The organism is Enterococcus sp. DIV0806c, from assembly GCF_051710905.1.
GTDB classification, from domain to species: Bacteria; Bacillota; Bacilli; order Lactobacillales; family Enterococcaceae; genus Enterococcus_B; species Enterococcus_B mundtii.
Window position 1 is genome coordinate 2586067 of record NZ_JBIOLO010000001.1, and the last position, 16729, is coordinate 2602795.

The 16729-nt window shown below is 38.3% G+C and carries 15 protein-coding genes; 3 read left to right on the forward strand and 12 right to left on the reverse strand.

The window, feature by feature from the left end:
- Positions 1-111: 111 nt before the first annotated feature.
- The 4 genes from IGK77_RS12065 to IGK77_RS12080 all read right to left on the reverse strand — a co-directional run bounded on the left by IGK77_RS12065 (position 112) and on the right by IGK77_RS12080 (position 3011).
- Positions 112-450: a glycine cleavage system protein H gene (locus tag IGK77_RS12065; protein WP_010734632.1), complete on the reverse strand. Its 339-nt coding sequence runs from the start codon at positions 448-450 to the stop codon at positions 112-114.
- A 1-nt stretch (position 451) separates the two neighbouring features.
- Positions 452-808 carry an arsenate reductase family protein gene (locus IGK77_RS12070; protein WP_074799434.1) on the reverse strand — a complete coding sequence of 119 codons (357 nt, stop codon included), beginning with the start codon at positions 806-808 and terminating at the stop codon, positions 452-454.
- A 6-nt stretch (positions 809-814) separates the two neighbouring features.
- Entirely contained in the window at positions 815-2002 is a 1188-nt protein-coding gene (locus IGK77_RS12075; protein ID WP_010734630.1) for an FtsW/RodA/SpoVE family cell cycle protein, read from the reverse strand.
- Between the two features lie 187 nt (positions 2003-2189).
- Positions 2190-3011 carry a LysR family transcriptional regulator gene (locus IGK77_RS12080; protein ID WP_071866908.1) on the reverse strand — a complete coding sequence of 274 codons (822 nt, stop codon included), beginning with the start codon at positions 3009-3011 and terminating at the stop codon, positions 2190-2192.
- Between the two features lie 289 nt (positions 3012-3300).
- Between IGK77_RS12080 and IGK77_RS12085 the strand changes: the two genes are divergently transcribed.
- Positions 3301-4269 carry a TDT family transporter gene (locus IGK77_RS12085; protein WP_019723785.1) on the forward strand — a complete coding sequence of 323 codons (969 nt, stop codon included), beginning with the start codon at positions 3301-3303 and terminating at the stop codon, positions 4267-4269.
- Between the two features lie 122 nt (positions 4270-4391).
- Entirely contained in the window at positions 4392-5435 is a 1044-nt protein-coding gene (locus IGK77_RS12090) for a YeiH family protein (RefSeq protein WP_074799433.1), read from the forward strand.
- Between the two features lie 86 nt (positions 5436-5521).
- On the opposite strand, the gene IGK77_RS12095 is transcribed toward IGK77_RS12090, so the two are convergent.
- Complete coding sequence (locus tag IGK77_RS12095) at positions 5522-5986, reverse strand: methylated-DNA--[protein]-cysteine S-methyltransferase (protein WP_010734626.1); 465 nt, start codon at positions 5984-5986, stop codon at positions 5522-5524.
- Positions 5987-6191: 205 nt separating this feature from the next.
- On the opposite strand from IGK77_RS12095, the gene IGK77_RS12100 reads away from it, so the two are divergent.
- Positions 6192-7145: a glycosyltransferase family 2 protein gene (locus tag IGK77_RS12100; protein WP_029594155.1), complete on the forward strand. Its 954-nt coding sequence runs from the start codon at positions 6192-6194 to the stop codon at positions 7143-7145.
- Between the two features lie 851 nt (positions 7146-7996).
- Here the strand turns inward: IGK77_RS12100 and IGK77_RS12105 are convergent.
- The 7 genes from IGK77_RS12105 to IGK77_RS12135 form a co-directional block, all read right to left on the reverse strand.
- Entirely contained in the window at positions 7997-8539 is a 543-nt protein-coding gene (locus IGK77_RS12105; RefSeq protein ID WP_074799431.1) for a hypothetical protein, read from the reverse strand.
- A gap of 125 nt (positions 8540-8664) precedes the next feature.
- Positions 8665-9660 carry a hypothetical protein gene (locus IGK77_RS12110; protein ID WP_074799430.1) on the reverse strand — a complete coding sequence of 332 codons (996 nt, stop codon included), beginning with the start codon at positions 9658-9660 and terminating at the stop codon, positions 8665-8667.
- A 667-nt stretch (positions 9661-10327) separates the two neighbouring features.
- Entirely contained in the window at positions 10328-11728 is a 1401-nt protein-coding gene (locus IGK77_RS12115; RefSeq protein WP_074799429.1) for a glycoside hydrolase family 43 protein, read from the reverse strand.
- Between the two features lie 30 nt (positions 11729-11758).
- On the reverse strand, positions 11759-13552 hold the full coding sequence (locus IGK77_RS12120) for a glycoside hydrolase family 2 protein (RefSeq protein ID WP_074799428.1): 1794 nt from the start codon (positions 13550-13552) through the stop codon (positions 11759-11761).
- Between the two features lie 20 nt (positions 13553-13572).
- On the reverse strand, positions 13573-14406 hold the full coding sequence (locus IGK77_RS12125; RefSeq protein WP_074799427.1) for a carbohydrate ABC transporter permease: 834 nt from the start codon (positions 14404-14406) through the stop codon (positions 13573-13575).
- A gap of 11 nt (positions 14407-14417) precedes the next feature.
- Positions 14418-15293, reverse strand: a complete 876-nt coding sequence (locus IGK77_RS12130) for a carbohydrate ABC transporter permease (RefSeq protein ID WP_065097048.1) — start codon at positions 15291-15293, stop codon at positions 14418-14420.
- 158 nt (positions 15294-15451) lie between these two features.
- The gene (locus IGK77_RS12135) at positions 15452-16693 is read right to left on the reverse strand and encodes an extracellular solute-binding protein (RefSeq protein ID WP_074799426.1); all 1242 of its coding nucleotides are present in this window, start codon (positions 16691-16693) and stop codon (positions 15452-15454) included.
- Positions 16694-16729: the final 36 nt, after the last annotated feature.

Here is a 16729-nt window from a genome sequence, read left to right on the forward strand (position 1 = left end):
CTTGAAACATCCGTGACATGTACTCTTCTTATCAAAGCTTTCAATATGATTGTTTATGATTATAGCAGTTACAAGAATCAGTGTCAAACGTTTATTTGAACATGGTATTTCTTAAAGTGCGTCGAATTCTGCAGCATCGACATCTTTAAAACTCAATAACCACGCAGTCATTTCATCTTCATCGTTCAAAACAGCGATATTCTCACTGATTTTTTCATTCACAGATGAGACTGTTCCAGATAATGGACTTGCAAATTCAGTGACTGCTTTTTCTGCTTCTACTTCAACCAGTGCATCGCCTGCTTGATACGCTTTACCGATTTTTGGTAAGTTGGCAAACGTGATCTCACCTAGATCTTCTTGCGCTTCTTTTGTCAAACCTACACAGTATTCTTTTCCATTAAATAAAATCCAAAGGTTATCTTTCTTCTTTAAGTGTTTCCCAGCCATTTTAATTGAATGCTCCTTCGTATATTTTTTCATTAAAACCGATTGTGACCAGTTGATTGTCTTTGACGATCAATGGTCGTTTGATCAACATGCCGTCCGTAGATAACAGCTGACTTGCTTCTATGAGGGATAATTCATCGATTTGATCTTTTAGACCAAGTTCACGATACTTCATCCCGCTTGTATTAAAGACACGGCGAAGCGGCACATCTGAATGCTTCAACCATGATTCGATCGTTTCTGCCGTAGGCGTATCTTTGACCATATCGACCGCTTGATACGTTACTTGATGATTGTCGAGCCAAGCCTTGGCTTTTCGACAAGTAGAACACTTTGGGTACTCATAAAAAGTAAACAACTTGCGTTACCTCCTAGAATTTTTTACCGGTGCTTCATTTTGATAACGCATGGATAAGATCAATCCGATCCCAATCATATTCCCTAAGATCGATGAACCCCCTTGACTGATAAACGGCAATGGAATCCCTGTTAATGGAAGTAAGCCGATATTTGCGCCAATGTTTTCAAAGACATGGAATAAGAGCATCATGATCAATCCACTTGCGATATAGGCATAAAACTCATTGTTCGTATCGAAGCAGACACGTATCATACGATAAATCAATACAAAATACAAGAAAATGACAAATGCGCCACCAATAAAGCCAAAATTCTCGCCAATGACAGTGAATATCATATCCGATTCTCGGACTGGCACGTAAATGTTGCTGACGTTAAAGCCTTTTCCGAACATCCCACCTGTTCCGATTGCTAAAATCCCTTGGGCGGGTTGGAAGCTAAAGCCCGACGTATCATGAAAGGGATCGAGCCAAGAATCGATTCGGGCAAATTGGTAAGATTTGAACCCAACAGTATACAGGAATTCTCTTCCTGATTCTGTGGTCACAAGGAAAATCGTTCCTGCACCCACAATAAATGCTAAAGCAAAGATCGGGCCAATGATTTTCCAAGAAATCCCTGACATCAAAAAGACGCCACCAAAGATCGCCAGAAAGACGAGCATCGTCCCAAAGTCTTTTTGCGCCATGACTAACGCAATCACAGGAATCGAAATGATCAACATCTTTGCAATCAGCCAAAAATCAGATTTGATTGTTCGAACTTTGACTTGCGTATTGTGCTTCGTTACGATCAACGCCAGCATCAAAATATAAGCGATCTTCATCAGCTCGGCTGGTTGAAATGTGACACTTCCAAAGCGGAACCAGTTTTTTGAACCGGTACTTGCCGCCAGATTCTGGTCGTAAAATCGTAAGAGCAACCCCATGACAAGTAATCCTAGTCCATAGAGATAAGGCGTCAATTTCCAGATCCATTTCGAATTGATCCGCATGACGATTGCAATCGCTACTGCTCCCACAAGGTACCAAATGATCTGCATCCCGACACCTCTTGTCACAGAAGGACCGTTTGGATCATGTGTCAATGCAACATATAAGGATAAAATCCCAATCAAACATAATAAAAATACTGGTAGAATGACTCCGTAATCGATGCGGTTATCATTCGAAGTTTTTATTTTTTTTTCCATTTTTCATCCCTTTTCCTAAAAACCATACTGCCCTATATTATAGCTGTCTCCTTCTATAAATGAAAGCCAAAGCAAATGAGATTTGCGAAAAATTAATCTTATTCATTTCTCTTTATCCTTTCTTAAGATAAATACGAAAAAAACGCTTATTCAAGGGAGAAGTTCTATTGATTCCGTCTGATATTTTTCAATTTTTCTTTTCCTTTTTATAGAAATCCAAGATCTCATTTCCTACTTCTAATAACCGTTCAGAGGTCAAATGGGTCCGTTGGATCAAATAGAACTGACGAGATTCAGCTAAAGGTTCAACGTGTATCCCTTTTGGTACTGCTCGTTTGGATAATATGGATCGTCCGATTCCTTCTTTCAACATCGCCACAATGACTTCATTACTTTTTACAAGCATTTTCTTCCCTTGGATATTCTTTTCTTCAAAATAACGTTGTGTGTAATGGAACACACCTGAAGAAGATTCTCTGACTAGCCATAGCTCACTCTTAGGATCACCTGCAACGACCAACGCATCTTCAAGTAAAGAAAAGCGTTGTACGCCGGTTGTTTCTAAAGGTTTTTCGATAAAACCAAAATCAGCTTCATGTTTTGCCACTTGCTCCAAACTCTCATGAGAATTCGCAAAAGCAATCGAAAACTTGATTTTTGGAAAACGCACGATCAACTCTTTCATCAATTGAGGCAATAAATACACAGCAAATGTATGGGAAGCGACGATCCGGCACACTTCTTCTTCATTTTTTTCATCCGCTAATTGTTGTTGTGTTGTTTCCCATTCTTCCAATAAAACCAATGTTCGTTCATAAAGCAAATCCGCTTGTTTTGTCGGTTTCATCTCTTGTCGTCCATTGCGTTGGAAAAGTTCAACTCCAAGATCCCGCTCCAATTGTTTGATTTGATTGGACACCGCAGGTTGAGACAAATAGAGTAATTCAGCGGTTCGCGAAAAATTTCTTGTTTCATAAACGACACGAAAGGTTGTTAATAACTTAAACATCTAACCACTTCCATTATCTTTTTTTATAGTAACTATAATAACTATTTGATTTAAATATATCAAAAAGACTCTATAATGAAAAGTGTAAGGAACAGGTTGTGGACCTTCAGTTACACACACCTCACAACCTTCCAGACAGCTTACTGCAACGATAAGGAGAAGCATCCATGCGATTTGTTTTTTCCCATTGAAAAACTTTACTATTCTTCGTAACAAGCAGTTTTCATCGTTGGCTACTTATCGTTGCAACGAGTCTGTCCTTTATTATCAATAAAAAGGAGAGTAATGTATGAAGCATTTCTTGAAGATTGTTCCGATCCCGATTTGTGGGTTGATCCTTGGATTGACTTCTTTAGGGAATCTTTTAAAAGACTATCATTTGACGCATTTAGGAAATTTTGTAGGTGCGATCGGTATGCTTTTGATGCTGTTGATCATCGGCAAACTGATCCTTTTATTTGAACACACGAAGCAACATCTATATGATCCAATCGTCGCTTCCGTCTCGCCGACCTTTACGATGTCTTTGATGGTCATCTGTACGTATTTTGTTTCTTTCAAATCAATTGCGCCAATTGTTAAATTGATTTGGCTAGCCGCAGTGATCTTCCAAATCATCTTGGTTCTGTACTTTAATTACCATCATGTAGTTAAAGCAGACTTGTCAATAGAAGCAATTTTTCCAAGCTGGTTTATCGTGTATGTTGGTTTTGGTGTCATCACAGTAACTGCTGGAAACTTTTCTCCGATCCTTGGAAAGATTTTCTTCTGGCTTTCGTTAGCTTGTTATGTAGTACTACTACCAATCATCATCCATCGAATTTTCTTTGTCAAAAATATGGCGCAACCAACCTTACCATTGATTGCGATTCTTGCAGCACCTGGTTCTTTGTGCCTGACAGGGTACTTAAAAAACTTTGAAGACCCAAATTTGGCCTTAGTCATGACGTTGTTCCTTGTTTCGCAAGTACTTTACTTTATCGTTTTAGCCATGTTACCACGTCTGTTATTGCTTGATTTTTATCCAAGCTTTGCAGCCTTTACTTTCCCATTGGTGATCTCTGCTACAGCAATCTCTACTGCCACTGCTTATTTCCATCAATTAGGGTTTGCTACAGGGATCTTAGATGGATTGAAAGTCATCGAGTGTTTGATTGCCTGTGGCATGATCGCTTACGTCTTAGGACACTATGCCATCTACTTGATTAAAGAACACAGTCAACATAAACATCACCTTTCAAAGGGATTGATAGAATAGACTTCACCTTCTGTCTTTTTCGTTTAGTAAAAAGGCAGAAGGTTTTTTTGTATTCACGAAGAAACAAATAAATGATACTATATTTTAGAAAAACTTTTTCTTAAATGAAAGGAAAGAATCAGATGAATGCTTTATTCACTTATATAAAAACGCTGAAAAAATTTGGTGGCCGAAAAATCTTACCCGGACTACTACTCGCCTTTTCCGTCGCAGTCATTAGTCGGCTATTGGGGCCCTTTGTCCCACAACTCGGTGCAGGAACGATTGCGATTTTACTTGGCATCGTCTTAGGAAACACCTTGTTTAAGCAACCTGAACTTGCGGTGGGTACCAAATTTGCCGAAAGTAAACTATTAGAATGTTCCGTTTTCTTGCTTGGTGCAACTGTGACGATCCAAACGATTGCACAGATTGGTATCAAAGGTGTAACTTTCGTGTTACTCCAAATGACTGTCACGATTCTTGGTGCCTATTTCATCGGAAAAAAACTGTTGTTCAGCGATACCTTTGCCTTGATGATGGCAGGTGGAAACGCCATTTGCGGTTCTTCAGCCATTGCTTCGATTGCTCCAGTGATCCATGCAGATGAAGAAGAAAAGGGCCAAGTCATTACCTTGGTCAATCTTTTAGGAACAGTGATGATGTTGACACTTCCCTTTTTAGGTCTCCAACTCTTTGGTGATCAACTGATCGAAAAAAGTGCGCTTATAGGTGGTACTTTACAATCCGTTGGACAAGTGGTTGCTGGAGCAAGTCTATTAGATGCTTCAGTCGTGCAATTTGCAATGCTGTTTAAAATCATGCGGATCATGATGCTTGTGGTCGTGGTATTCCTCTTTGAAAAATTTATGACAAAAAAACAGCCGGCCGTCTCGTCTACGTATACGCCAAAAAACCACAAACGAAAAATGCCACTTCCTTGGTACGTTTTAGGCTTCTTGATCGTGTGTTTAATCAACAGCTTCTTCACCATTCCCCATGTGATCGATCAAAGCGCTAGTTTTATTAGTGGTTGGTTTGAGGTCACTGCATTAGCCGCGATTGGCTTACGTTTGGATTTTGCAAAGTTCATGAAAGAAGGAAAGCGATTCTTGACGTATGGATTGACTGTGGGACTTCTACAAACGATCATGGCTTTATTCTTTATTTGGTTGATCAAACTATAAGTAAAATAAGCACCAACATCTCGGAAAGATCTTCTATTTCGAGGTGTTGGTGCTTATTTTTCTGTGCTGTCAGCTGGTAGTACAGCCTAATGAGCTAAAATATTTTCAAGCACTAATAGTTGCCGTTTGATCACTAACCCATTTTCAGCTTTCCCCATATACCCAGTCAATTGTCCATTTTGCCCAATCACTCGGTGACAAGGAATAACGATTGGTAGAGGATTCAAACGATTGGCTTGACCAATCGCACGAGCTGCCTTTGGTTGTCCGATTGCCTGTGCCACTTGTTTATATGTGCGACTTTGTCCATAAGGGATTCTTGTGAGCACTCGCCAAACCTTTTGTTGAAAGGCTGTTCCTCTTTGGAAAGATAAAGGTACATCAAAAACGTGTCTTTCACCTGAAAAATATTCTTCCAGCTGTTGTTTTGCCAAGGATAAAATCTGAGCATTTGCTTCTTCATTTTCAGAAATTCGTTCAAAAGAGACAGCTGTTAATCCTTTTTGATCGGCATCAAGCCATAAAGGACCGATCGGTGTTTCAATTTTCATTTTTGTCCGCCTTCCTCATCACTTATTTTATTTATCATCTATGATTCTTCGAAAAAAATCAACCTAAAAGTTTATTTAATGACATAGAGATGGTACACTGTATACGGCACTTATAATAAAGATAATTATCTTATATCGTTGTTATTTAAACATACTTTTATTTATACTAGTTATAGGAGAAAACATGCTTGAAAGGAACGAAAACATGAAAATATCAATTGTTATCCCTTGTTTTAATGAAGAAAAAACTGTCCCACTTTTTTTTGATGAAGTCGAAAAATTTCGTGGCGATTACGAGTTCGAGTATCTTTTTATCGATGATGGGTCAAGTGATGGTACATTGGCTGCCATCAAAAAATTAGCGAATGTACATGAATCCGTTCGTTTTGTCGCTTTTTCACGAAATTTCGGAAAAGAAGCCGCACTATATGCCGGCCTGCAAGCCTCTACAGGAGACTTAGTCACTGTCATGGACGTCGATTTACAAGATCCACCTGAATTATTACCAGTGATGATCGATAAAGTCATCAACTCCGATATCGATTGTATCGGTACACGCCGTTCTACTCGTGAAGGTGAACCAGCTATCCGTAGTTTCTTTGCGAAGAAATTTTACCAATTGATCAATAAAATCAGTGATACTGAAATGGTTGACGGTGCAAGAGATTATCGCATGATGACTCGCCAAATGGTGGATGCGGTCTTAGAATTAGCGGAATACAATCGCTTTTCAAAAGGACTATTCAGTTGGGTAGGGTTCAAAACAGAGTATCTCTCATTTGAAAATCGCGAACGCGTTGCCGGTGAGACGTCTTGGTCATTTTGGAAATTATTCAACTATTCAATCGATGGGATCGTCAATTTTTCTGACACGCCATTGAACATCGCCTCATTTGTGGGCGCATTATCATGTATCGGTTCAGGAATCGCCATCTTATTTATTATTTTACGTGCGTTATTATTTGGTGATCCAACATCCGGCTGGCCTTCACTCGTCTCAATCGTCCTATTCATCGGCGGAATCCAACTTCTTTCTCTTGGTATCATTGGGAAATATATTGGGAAAATCTTCCTAGAAACGAAAAAACGCCCAGTCTATATCGTCCGGGAAACTGAAAAACTAAAAGCCCACCAAATTGGTGAGCAAACAGATAAATAAGCAATGAATAAAGCTATCCTTTAAAATTAGAGGGTAGCTTTTTCTTTATGATAGCCAGTTAAAATAACTCTCATTATAAAAAGTTGTTTTAACTGATTGCGTTTTATCTATCCATTCATTGCGTATACTTATAGATGATAATGTTTCTATCTGTTAATTATAGCTGATAGCATTTTTAAGCTACATAAATACTAAAGGGGGCAATACCATGTATCATTACTTAGACATACTTAACTTCGGTCTTCTAGGTCTTATGTTAATCTCACTTGTATCTTTGATATTAATCAGTAATCGAATAGAATTATTTAAACAATACATATATTCAAAAAAAATTTTCTCTGCAGCTTCTGATGAAACAGAAATATATATTCGTATGTTAAAAAAAAGTAATCAATACATTTTTTTGACTTCAATTTCATTTATCCTTTCAAATGTGCTAGTTTCAAAGAACATCTTGAATCTTTCTACCTTTTTTTTAATTTCAGGAATCTTCTTCTTGTTGTTGAGTTTAACTACATGTTTCTACTCTAAAGACAGCATTAGCCAAGGATATCTGGTTATAGCTAAAAATAAATCATATTTGATATACTACTTTAAGAATCAAAAACAGCAAAACCTCATTTTATCTTGGCAAAATAAAATGATTTCTTCACTTTATCTCACTTTATTCTTTTATATGTTACTCTTGATCTCAACTTTACTGATGAAAACAATCTAGTAATATTTCTTTTATTGATGGCTCTGGCGTTTTTTTACGATAGATATCATTTTTTTACTTATAGTTACTTTGTACTTTGACCCTAATCAATAATTATAAGCGATTGAGGTTTATATCCATAAAAAACAGTTATTTATGGGATTATTTTTTTCATAGGATACATAATGACTTGATGTTCTTTCACTTCCTCGCTGAATAAAAACAATTTATCTGCTTCGATCCTGTACTTATGATCTTTGATCACATTCACATGGTTCACACTTGCTGGATCTGGCTCTAAATAGAAGTTATCTTGAGTAACAGAATATATTCCAGCATACTCTATCAGCCCAGACAGGTTGATTCGCTGTACTTCACCTGATTCATTGAAGATCAAGATACCTCCACCCTCCAGTTTCCAAGAATACCTGGTCAAGAGATCTTGTAACTGGTCGTGGGAGATATCGCTTTTTATTTTTAATTTCTGATATGCTTCATCGAGTTTTCCCGGACCAGGAAAGGCTTTTTTATATTCCTCGAATGTCAACTCGTCTGAATCAGTTATTTCCTGTAAAGAAGTACTTTCTATTGTTTCCTCCATGCTGTCTCTTGTTTGAGATTGTCCTGTACTTGATTCGTTACTACAACCAGTAATTAGTAATACAAACAACAAGATAGATACTATCCGTTTCTTCATTCTAGTTTATTCACTCTCCTATCTTTCAAAAAAAATAAAAAGGATTACCACATGATTTGTTGAACATACGCGAATAATTGGTATGGCCACCATTTAATATAAGTACCAAGCTTGACTATCGCTACTCACATATCTTTCTTCCCGTAAAATATAGATGCATTTGAAATCCAATTGAAGCCTTCATTAGTGACTGTTCCTTGACCGGTTAAATGGTCATTATCAAGAACAAATAAATCAATCAGTGGTTGCTCCGCTAAATTAGGTTTTTTTACACTAATTAAAGTTCCATCTCCGGAATACTGTTTTTCTATTGGAAATTTGTATTCATCTAAATTATCTTTTTTTATTTCCTCTATGTTTCTGATTGTTACTTCTGAATCAAAGTCGATCGTATCCACGATCAAATAATTGGTCATGATGGAATCAGCGAAACCTTCAAGCTTAAGAATAATTCCTGTTGCTTCATCGATCCATGCTTTAAAAGTTTGAGCGTTTACTTTTGACCCAAATTCCTCTGGATACTCTCCTTCAAGAAAAACAACGTCCCTTCCCAGTAGCTTTTCTGTCCGAATGATTTCCCAATGATTATAGAGAGAAAAAAGTTGGGCACCATAAAGTTGTGAAAAGACAGCATCTGCTGACATAGATAGCGGTAAAACAGAATCTCGTTGATTCAAAACCGTTTCTCCTAAACCATTTTTTGTTAATCGGCTTTCAATTGATTTACCCTTATTGGCTCGATCAATATCAACGTTATATTGACTTACAAAGTAATCGTTTTCTTTAAAATTCACATCAACTAAATTTTTATTTTTAGACTTATCATAGATGATTGCTTTTTGCTCACCCGTTGTTTCATTTTCAAATACCTCAACAAATTCTTCATCCAGAATACCTTTAGAAAAGTCTAGTTTTGCTTGTACTTGATACTCCCTGTCAGATAAATTCCCATATTTTTCTCGAAAGGATATACTTACCTTATCGTAAAAATCGACTGAATTAACTACCTTATTAGCAATTTCCCTTTCTTGCTCGCTCAATGGATTGATTTCTTGCGCAGAAACGGCATCACCTAATGTTACTATTCCAAACACCCCAACGAATAATAGAATTTTTTTCATTTTGATTTTCTCCTTAATCTAGACTTATGATGCATTGCCTAGCATGTTTATATTTTTTATTTCAGAGGATAGCTTCATCAATAGAATAGAGTATCCAAATGTAATCTAACTTCTTATTGGGCATATTTATATAAATATAAATATGTGATGTTAGTTATTTAAAATTCATCTGTTTTCCGTTCATTTTCGCTCATTTATTTTACTTTTATGTAAACACACTGCCTAGTATCAGTATAAAAAATAATGGCTTTTGATACTGATATAGAAATTTCTCACTCATATTTCCTAAATCAAAAAAATGCCAATGGTTTTCGAAGTTTTTATCACTTTAACTTGCGAATCATGATACGGCACAGAAAAGACTTGTTAATGAAATGAAAAAGAGCTCACTTCTGTTTCTATCATTTATTCGGTTTTAAGGTGAAAGACACAAGTTAATTTTGCTTTTGTTTCAGATCAACCAATCATTCTAAGATTTCTCTTTACATCGTTTGACAAAGAATCCAACTTATTTATACAACCAATGTAAAAAAGACTATAAACAAAACTCTAGCTTTAAGAGTTTGTCTACAGTCTAAGACTCATGCTAGATCATATAAAGACAAATTAGTATGAACCAAATAATTGTCACCAATCGTTGTTAGTTGGAAGAATTCCTCAATATTCTTTATTTTACGATTTCTAAACGATCAATACTCAGGGTATCAACCCCAATTTCGGACGAAATCATGATTTCCTGCTCTCCCTTTGGTAATTTCATACGGACTTGTAGCGGTTGATAATATTCGGAAGGATACACATCCACCAACTGACTTGCTTGTTTCGTTTCGATCTTGATCCGGATTGGTTCATTCATGATAAGAGGATCGTTCGTTTTGACATAGACAATCACTAGAGATTCAGTTGCTTTCTCGACCTGTGGGGTAAAAATGATTTTGTCAGTAATTGACTCAAATCCTTGTACGACTTTCTTAGAGAGTGCCGCATCATCCTCGACAATCGCTAAATCACCTTCAAGCAACGCACGACTGGCTGGTAATCTCATCCGATTCGGCTCAGCTTTTGGCAACGATTGAACGCGCCAGTCATCCAAGGGCGGTTCCAGCAGGATCTTATCCTCTTGATCCCAACCAAACTTTTGCAAGCGGATCGAACGGTCCCAACCGGAATGATCCCATCGAGCAGCGTGATAAATCAACCAGTCTTCAGAGCCATCTTTTGATTTAGCAAATCCATTATGCCCGGGTCCATAGACAGTGTTTGTCTGTTGGAAAATTGACTCTGGTTTCTTTTGCCAATTGGCTTTTTCTAGCGGATCATCAGCTACATCTAGGGTCATAAGACCTAGCGCATAATCGTTGTCCCAGCTCCCACTCGCAGAATATACTAAATTGACTGTCTTATCTTTGATGATCACTTGAGGGGCTTCATTGATCAATGGCGTTTGACGCATTTCCCATTCATATTCTGGTTTTGAGATAAGCCGTTTTTCACCAACTACTTCCGTAGGAGAAACCATTTCCGCTAAATAAAGATTTTGAGCAATATTTTCATATCCTTCCCAACCAGACCAAAGAAAATAGCGTTTGTCACTTATCTCTAAGACGGTGCCATCAATCGCAAATTTATCATCCATCCCTTTGATCTCTTCCAATTGCCAGTCACCCATATATGGATCTGTTTGATGATTAACTAATGCAAACATTCGGTGGGTTTCTGAAGGGCGATTCGCTGCAAAATACATCACCCAACGGTCATCTAAGTAATGAAGCTCCGGTGCCCAGATACTTTCAAAATCTTCTGGCATTTCCCAGATGATCTTTTTTTCACCGATTGCCACGAGAGAGAGGTTTTCAGCACGCCATAGCGTTAAATTATTCCCAGTCGTTTTGGTATAATAAAAGTAGGACTCCGTTTGCAAGATCCAAGGATCCGCTCCATCATTATCGATAATAGAAGTAAAATCGGACACTTCTTCCCCCGTATCAGTTCCAGCCCCACAACCTGTTATCACAAGTGCAGCAAACAGGACACTTACACTACTGAGCCAAACCACTGATTTTCCCATCAGACATCGCCCCTTTCCACATCAATCGGATTATTCCACCTGCGTTGGATGGAACTGATCATTGATTTCTTTAATAGCTACTAAATCAACTTTCGGTTGTCGGTCATAGGTCAGTAACCCATTGATTTCTTGCTCGACATCTGTCAATTGGGTATAGCAATACCCCCAAAGTCCGACAGAATCATAAACAGCCGTCATTATTCGTTGATAATCCTTCAAGAAATCTTGTTTATTCTCCACTGAGGTATAACCCCAACCTGGTTGCCCAGAAACATCAAAGCCAATACCGCCAAACTCGGTTAATAAAATAGGCTGATCCTGATAAGAAAATCCTCCAGCGAAAATCGGCCATGGTGTTGATACTCGATTCACCAATTTTTCTCTCGTACTGAGACTGTCTTTAAAGTAAAGATATTTTTGCCTTTCGGATTCTTGTCCATGAGCATAATTATGGATCGCACAAATATCTGTCTCCGTCATCGCCCAACCATCATTTGAAATAACCAATCGTTGCTGGTCTAGTGAATGGATGAAGTGATACATTGCTTGAGAAAAATGCTGTTGTTGGCGATCAAAAGAGATTTTTGGTACACCCCAGCTCTCGTTGATCGGTACCCAAGTGACGATCGAAGGATGGCTATAGTCACGAGTAATGATCTCTGCCCACTCCTGCATCAAGCGCATGACAGAAAGATCGGTATAGATCGCCGGTGCTGCACACTCGCCCCAAACCAGAAATCCCAATTTATCTGCCCAGTATAAAAAGCGCGGGTCTTCTGTTTTTTGGTGTTTACGACAACCGTTAAAACCCATTTCTTTTGCTAATAAGATATCTTGTTTAAATGCCTCATCCGTAGGGGCAGTCAACAAGCCATTAGGCCAATAACCTTGATCGAGAACCAACTTCTGATAGTAAGGTTTGTTGTTTAAGTAGATCATGCCATTTTTTGTCTGTATTTTACGCATACCAAAGTAACTTTTTAATTGATCAATCGCATTTCCAGCTTCCCTAAGAGTCAATTCCACATCGAATAATTGCGGATTTTCGGGCGTCCAAGACCAGCCCTCGTGATGAAAATTGGTCCGGAAAATTTGTTGTTGAAAAATATCGACTGCAAAACTTAACTTAGAAGTCACAAACTCTGCAGCCCCACTGATGACTAAAGCATCTTTAAAATAGATTTGATATTCTAACACTAAATGTGGCTTTAACTGATTCAATTCAACATCGATCATCACGGCGCCAGCATCAAAATCACTAGTAAATTTCACTTGTTGCAAGTGGGTCGCAGCAACTACTTCTAGCCAGACCGGCTGCCAGATCCCCGTTGAGTTTGTGTACCAGATCCCTGCTGATTCTTCTTTCCAAAATTGTTTCCCACGTGGAATGCTTTCATCAAAATGCGGATCGAATGCTCGCACACTTAGTATCTGTTCTTCTCCCACCACAAGAGCATCCGTAATGTCGATATCAAAAGAGGTGTGCCCTCCGCAATGATTTTTCACATGATGTCCATTGACAAATACATCTGCCTCATAGTCCACTGCACCAAAATGCAAAAGGACACGGCTTTCTTCAGGAACCTGTACATTGAAAGTCCGATAATACCATACAACATCATGAACTTCTCGCTGATCAATGCCACTTAATGCACTTTGATAGACAAAAGGAACATTGATCTTGTAAGCATAATTTGCTTCATTTGTGTACCACTTTTCTTTCAGACCACGATTTTGGTCATCAAAGGCAAATTGCCATTCACCATTTAAGCTTAACCAATTCTCTCTCTCAAATTGCGGTCTCGGGTATTCTTCTCTAATCATATTTCCTCCAAAAAAACAAATTATTTTATACCACTTTGCAACGACATCGACGCCATAAAGCTCTTTTGCGCTACCAAATACAATAAAAAGGTAGGAATCAAAGCCAAGATTGCGCCAGCAGTTCCAATTCCCGGATAGGTCATGTATTGACCTTGCAGCAATTGCAGCCCCGGTGTGATCGGTAATTTATCAATATCGTTGATCACGATCGATGGCCACAAGAAGTCATTCCATGAGCCAGTAAAACTAAACAATGCAACCACAGTCAATACAGGTTTGATCAGCGGTAAAATGATATAATAAAAAATTTGAAACTCATTTGCCCCATCGATCACAGCCGATTCATCCAATTCTTTGGGAATTCCTAAAATGAACTGTCGAACGAGGAAAATGTTATAAACACCTGCTGCTCCAGGTACGATGACTGCTAGAAATGTATTTGTCCAACCTAGAGTATCAACGATTTTGAAATTCGGGATCAAATTGACCACTCCGGGAAACATCATGGTTCCTAACAATAAAGCAAAAATAACATCTCTTCCCTTAAAGGTGAGTCGTGTATAGCCATAGGCCGCAAACGAGACGATCACCATAACTAATAGGGTATGTGAAGTTGAAATAATCATGGAATTCACAAACCAGCGGAACACAGGAGAAGAATCATTGCCCTGTAACAAGCTCAAAAAGTTAGCAAGTGTCCAATCTTGTGGAATCAAACTGAACCCAACCTTTTGAATCTCTGCCTCTGATTTAAATGAGGTGAAAATCGCCCATATCAAAGGAAAGATCCAAATGACGCACACGATTGCTAGTAAAATAAAGGCAATCCTTTTCCCTAGTTTGTTTTCTCGCATCTTCTTCCCTCCTATCTTTCCATTTTTTTGATGACCAGAAATTGCACAATCGAAACTGCCATGATCACAAAACCTAATAGAATGGCCATCGCTGAAGAAATGCCTGCAACCGAGGTGCTACTACCAAAGGCATTTTCTTGGATATACATCATCAACACCCGAGTGGAATTATTGGGTCCGCCTCCTGTCAACATTAGTGGCTGACCATAGATATTAAACTGAGCGATGGTCGTCATGACCGTTGTAAAGATGAGTTGGTTGCGAATACTAGGTAAAGAAATACGGAAAAATTTAGTCACACTATTCGCACCATCTAATTCCGCTGCTTCTAACTGTTCTTTTGAGACGCCATTTAATGCAGCCACATAAATAATCAGATTCCCACCTAATGTCCACCAAATCGTCACGATCAAAATAGCGATCCAAGCCCATGGTTGAGTGCCCACAAAATTGATATCAATGCCGAATACTTCTTTGATCGGTCCGAATGATTTACTCAAAAGAAATCCCCAAATGATCATGACCGCAGAGATTGCAAATAATGTAGGCAAATAAAGAATCGATTGAAAAAAACGCATCAATTTTGGTTTAGTAGACAACGCAACTGCTAACAATAAAGGGATCGCGATACATAGTGGGACTGAGATTGCCGCAAAAAACAGCGTATTTTTCATTCCATTAAAAAATTGCGTATGATATAACGAGTCTTGATCAAATAAAATCGTTTTAAAATTATCAAATCCGATAAAAATCGGCGTACTGAACAAATCCCATTCAGTAAAAGAAACATAAATTCCAATAACTGCCGGAACTAAAAAGAATAAAAGAAAAAGGAGCATATGCGGACCAATAAAAACGACTGGCCAGGCATTTAATCTTTTTTTCATCAATACACATCCTTCTCTGTATTTCTAGTCAACCCTTCAACAAGAAACGACTGTGACAGCATTTTAGCCTACCCATCAGAATTCCTAGCCCATCAAAAAACCGACTGAATTCTTTTTACGGTCACCCTTCCTTCTGCCACAGTCTCCAAGTGAAAATATTATTTCATCTTTTCTTCTACGACTTTTTGGATCTCACCAAAAGTTGTTTGGATATCTGCTTTTCCTGTGATCATATCCCATGAACGATTATCATATTCACTAAAAATGTAAGATAAGCCATCCACCGTGTTGACAGAAATTGCCGCTTGTCCTTTTTCTGTTTTCAACAAGAATGATTGTGGCATCTCCACATATTCTTCATTGTCTAGCATTGCTAAGGAAGTTGGATTTGCGCCTGATTTGACCCACTCTAGTTGGTTTGCTTGTAACCAAGTGAGAAAGTCGATCATACCACTTTTCTTTTCATCCGAACGTTCTTCGCTCGTTTTAAGCATCGCAAACTGATCGACGCCTGAACCTTGAACGATATGTTCAGCATCCCATTGCGGAGTAAATGTCTGACCCCAAGTGAAGTCACTTATTCCTTCCATATTACTTAACATCCATGTTCCTTCTGGAAGAAAAATCAGCTGTTGATTTGCAAAAAGTTTGTTTGCATCTTCGCCATCTGGGACCATATAACCGGCATCATATAGCGTTTTAAACTCTTGGACGGCATTGTAAGAAATATCATTATCGATAGTGATGTTTCCTTGTGCATCTTGCCATTCTCCACCCATTTGCTGGTAAAGATTAGAATAATTTTGCATGCCCCATGTATAGCCAAAACTATAAATACCATCTGCTTTTGCTTTTTCCCCAGCCTGTCTGATTTCTTCATATGTCACTACGCCATCATCCAACGCTCCTGGAACATATTTATCCACCAAATCTTGGTTGTAATACATCACCCACGAACCCATCGTTGCTGGAATCCCATATTGACTATCCTCCACCACACCAGTATCCCAAGCAGCTTCTACATAATTTCCACGTGTCAATTCAGTTCCTTCGATCATGTCATCCCAAGTCTCAAGCATCTCTTGGTTCTTATACGTGGGTAAAGCTTCCGATGCGATCAAAGCTAAATCTGGGACGCCTTTGCCAGATTTTCCAGCAGTCGTCAACTTCGAAGTAAAGGTGTCACCTTGCATACTAACTAACTTTACTTTAAAGTCTGGATTTGTTTTATTGTATTGATCAACCGTTTTTTGGATTTTTTCACCGTCCGGTCCCGTCGTCGAAGACCAAAGCAAAATTTCCGAATCATTGCTTGAACTATTACTTCCACCACAAGCAGCTAACAACAACGTACATAATAAGCTTGTTCCTACTAAAACAATTAATTTTTTTACTTTCAATTTCCACACCCCTTTATTTAACTAAAAAGTAAAATG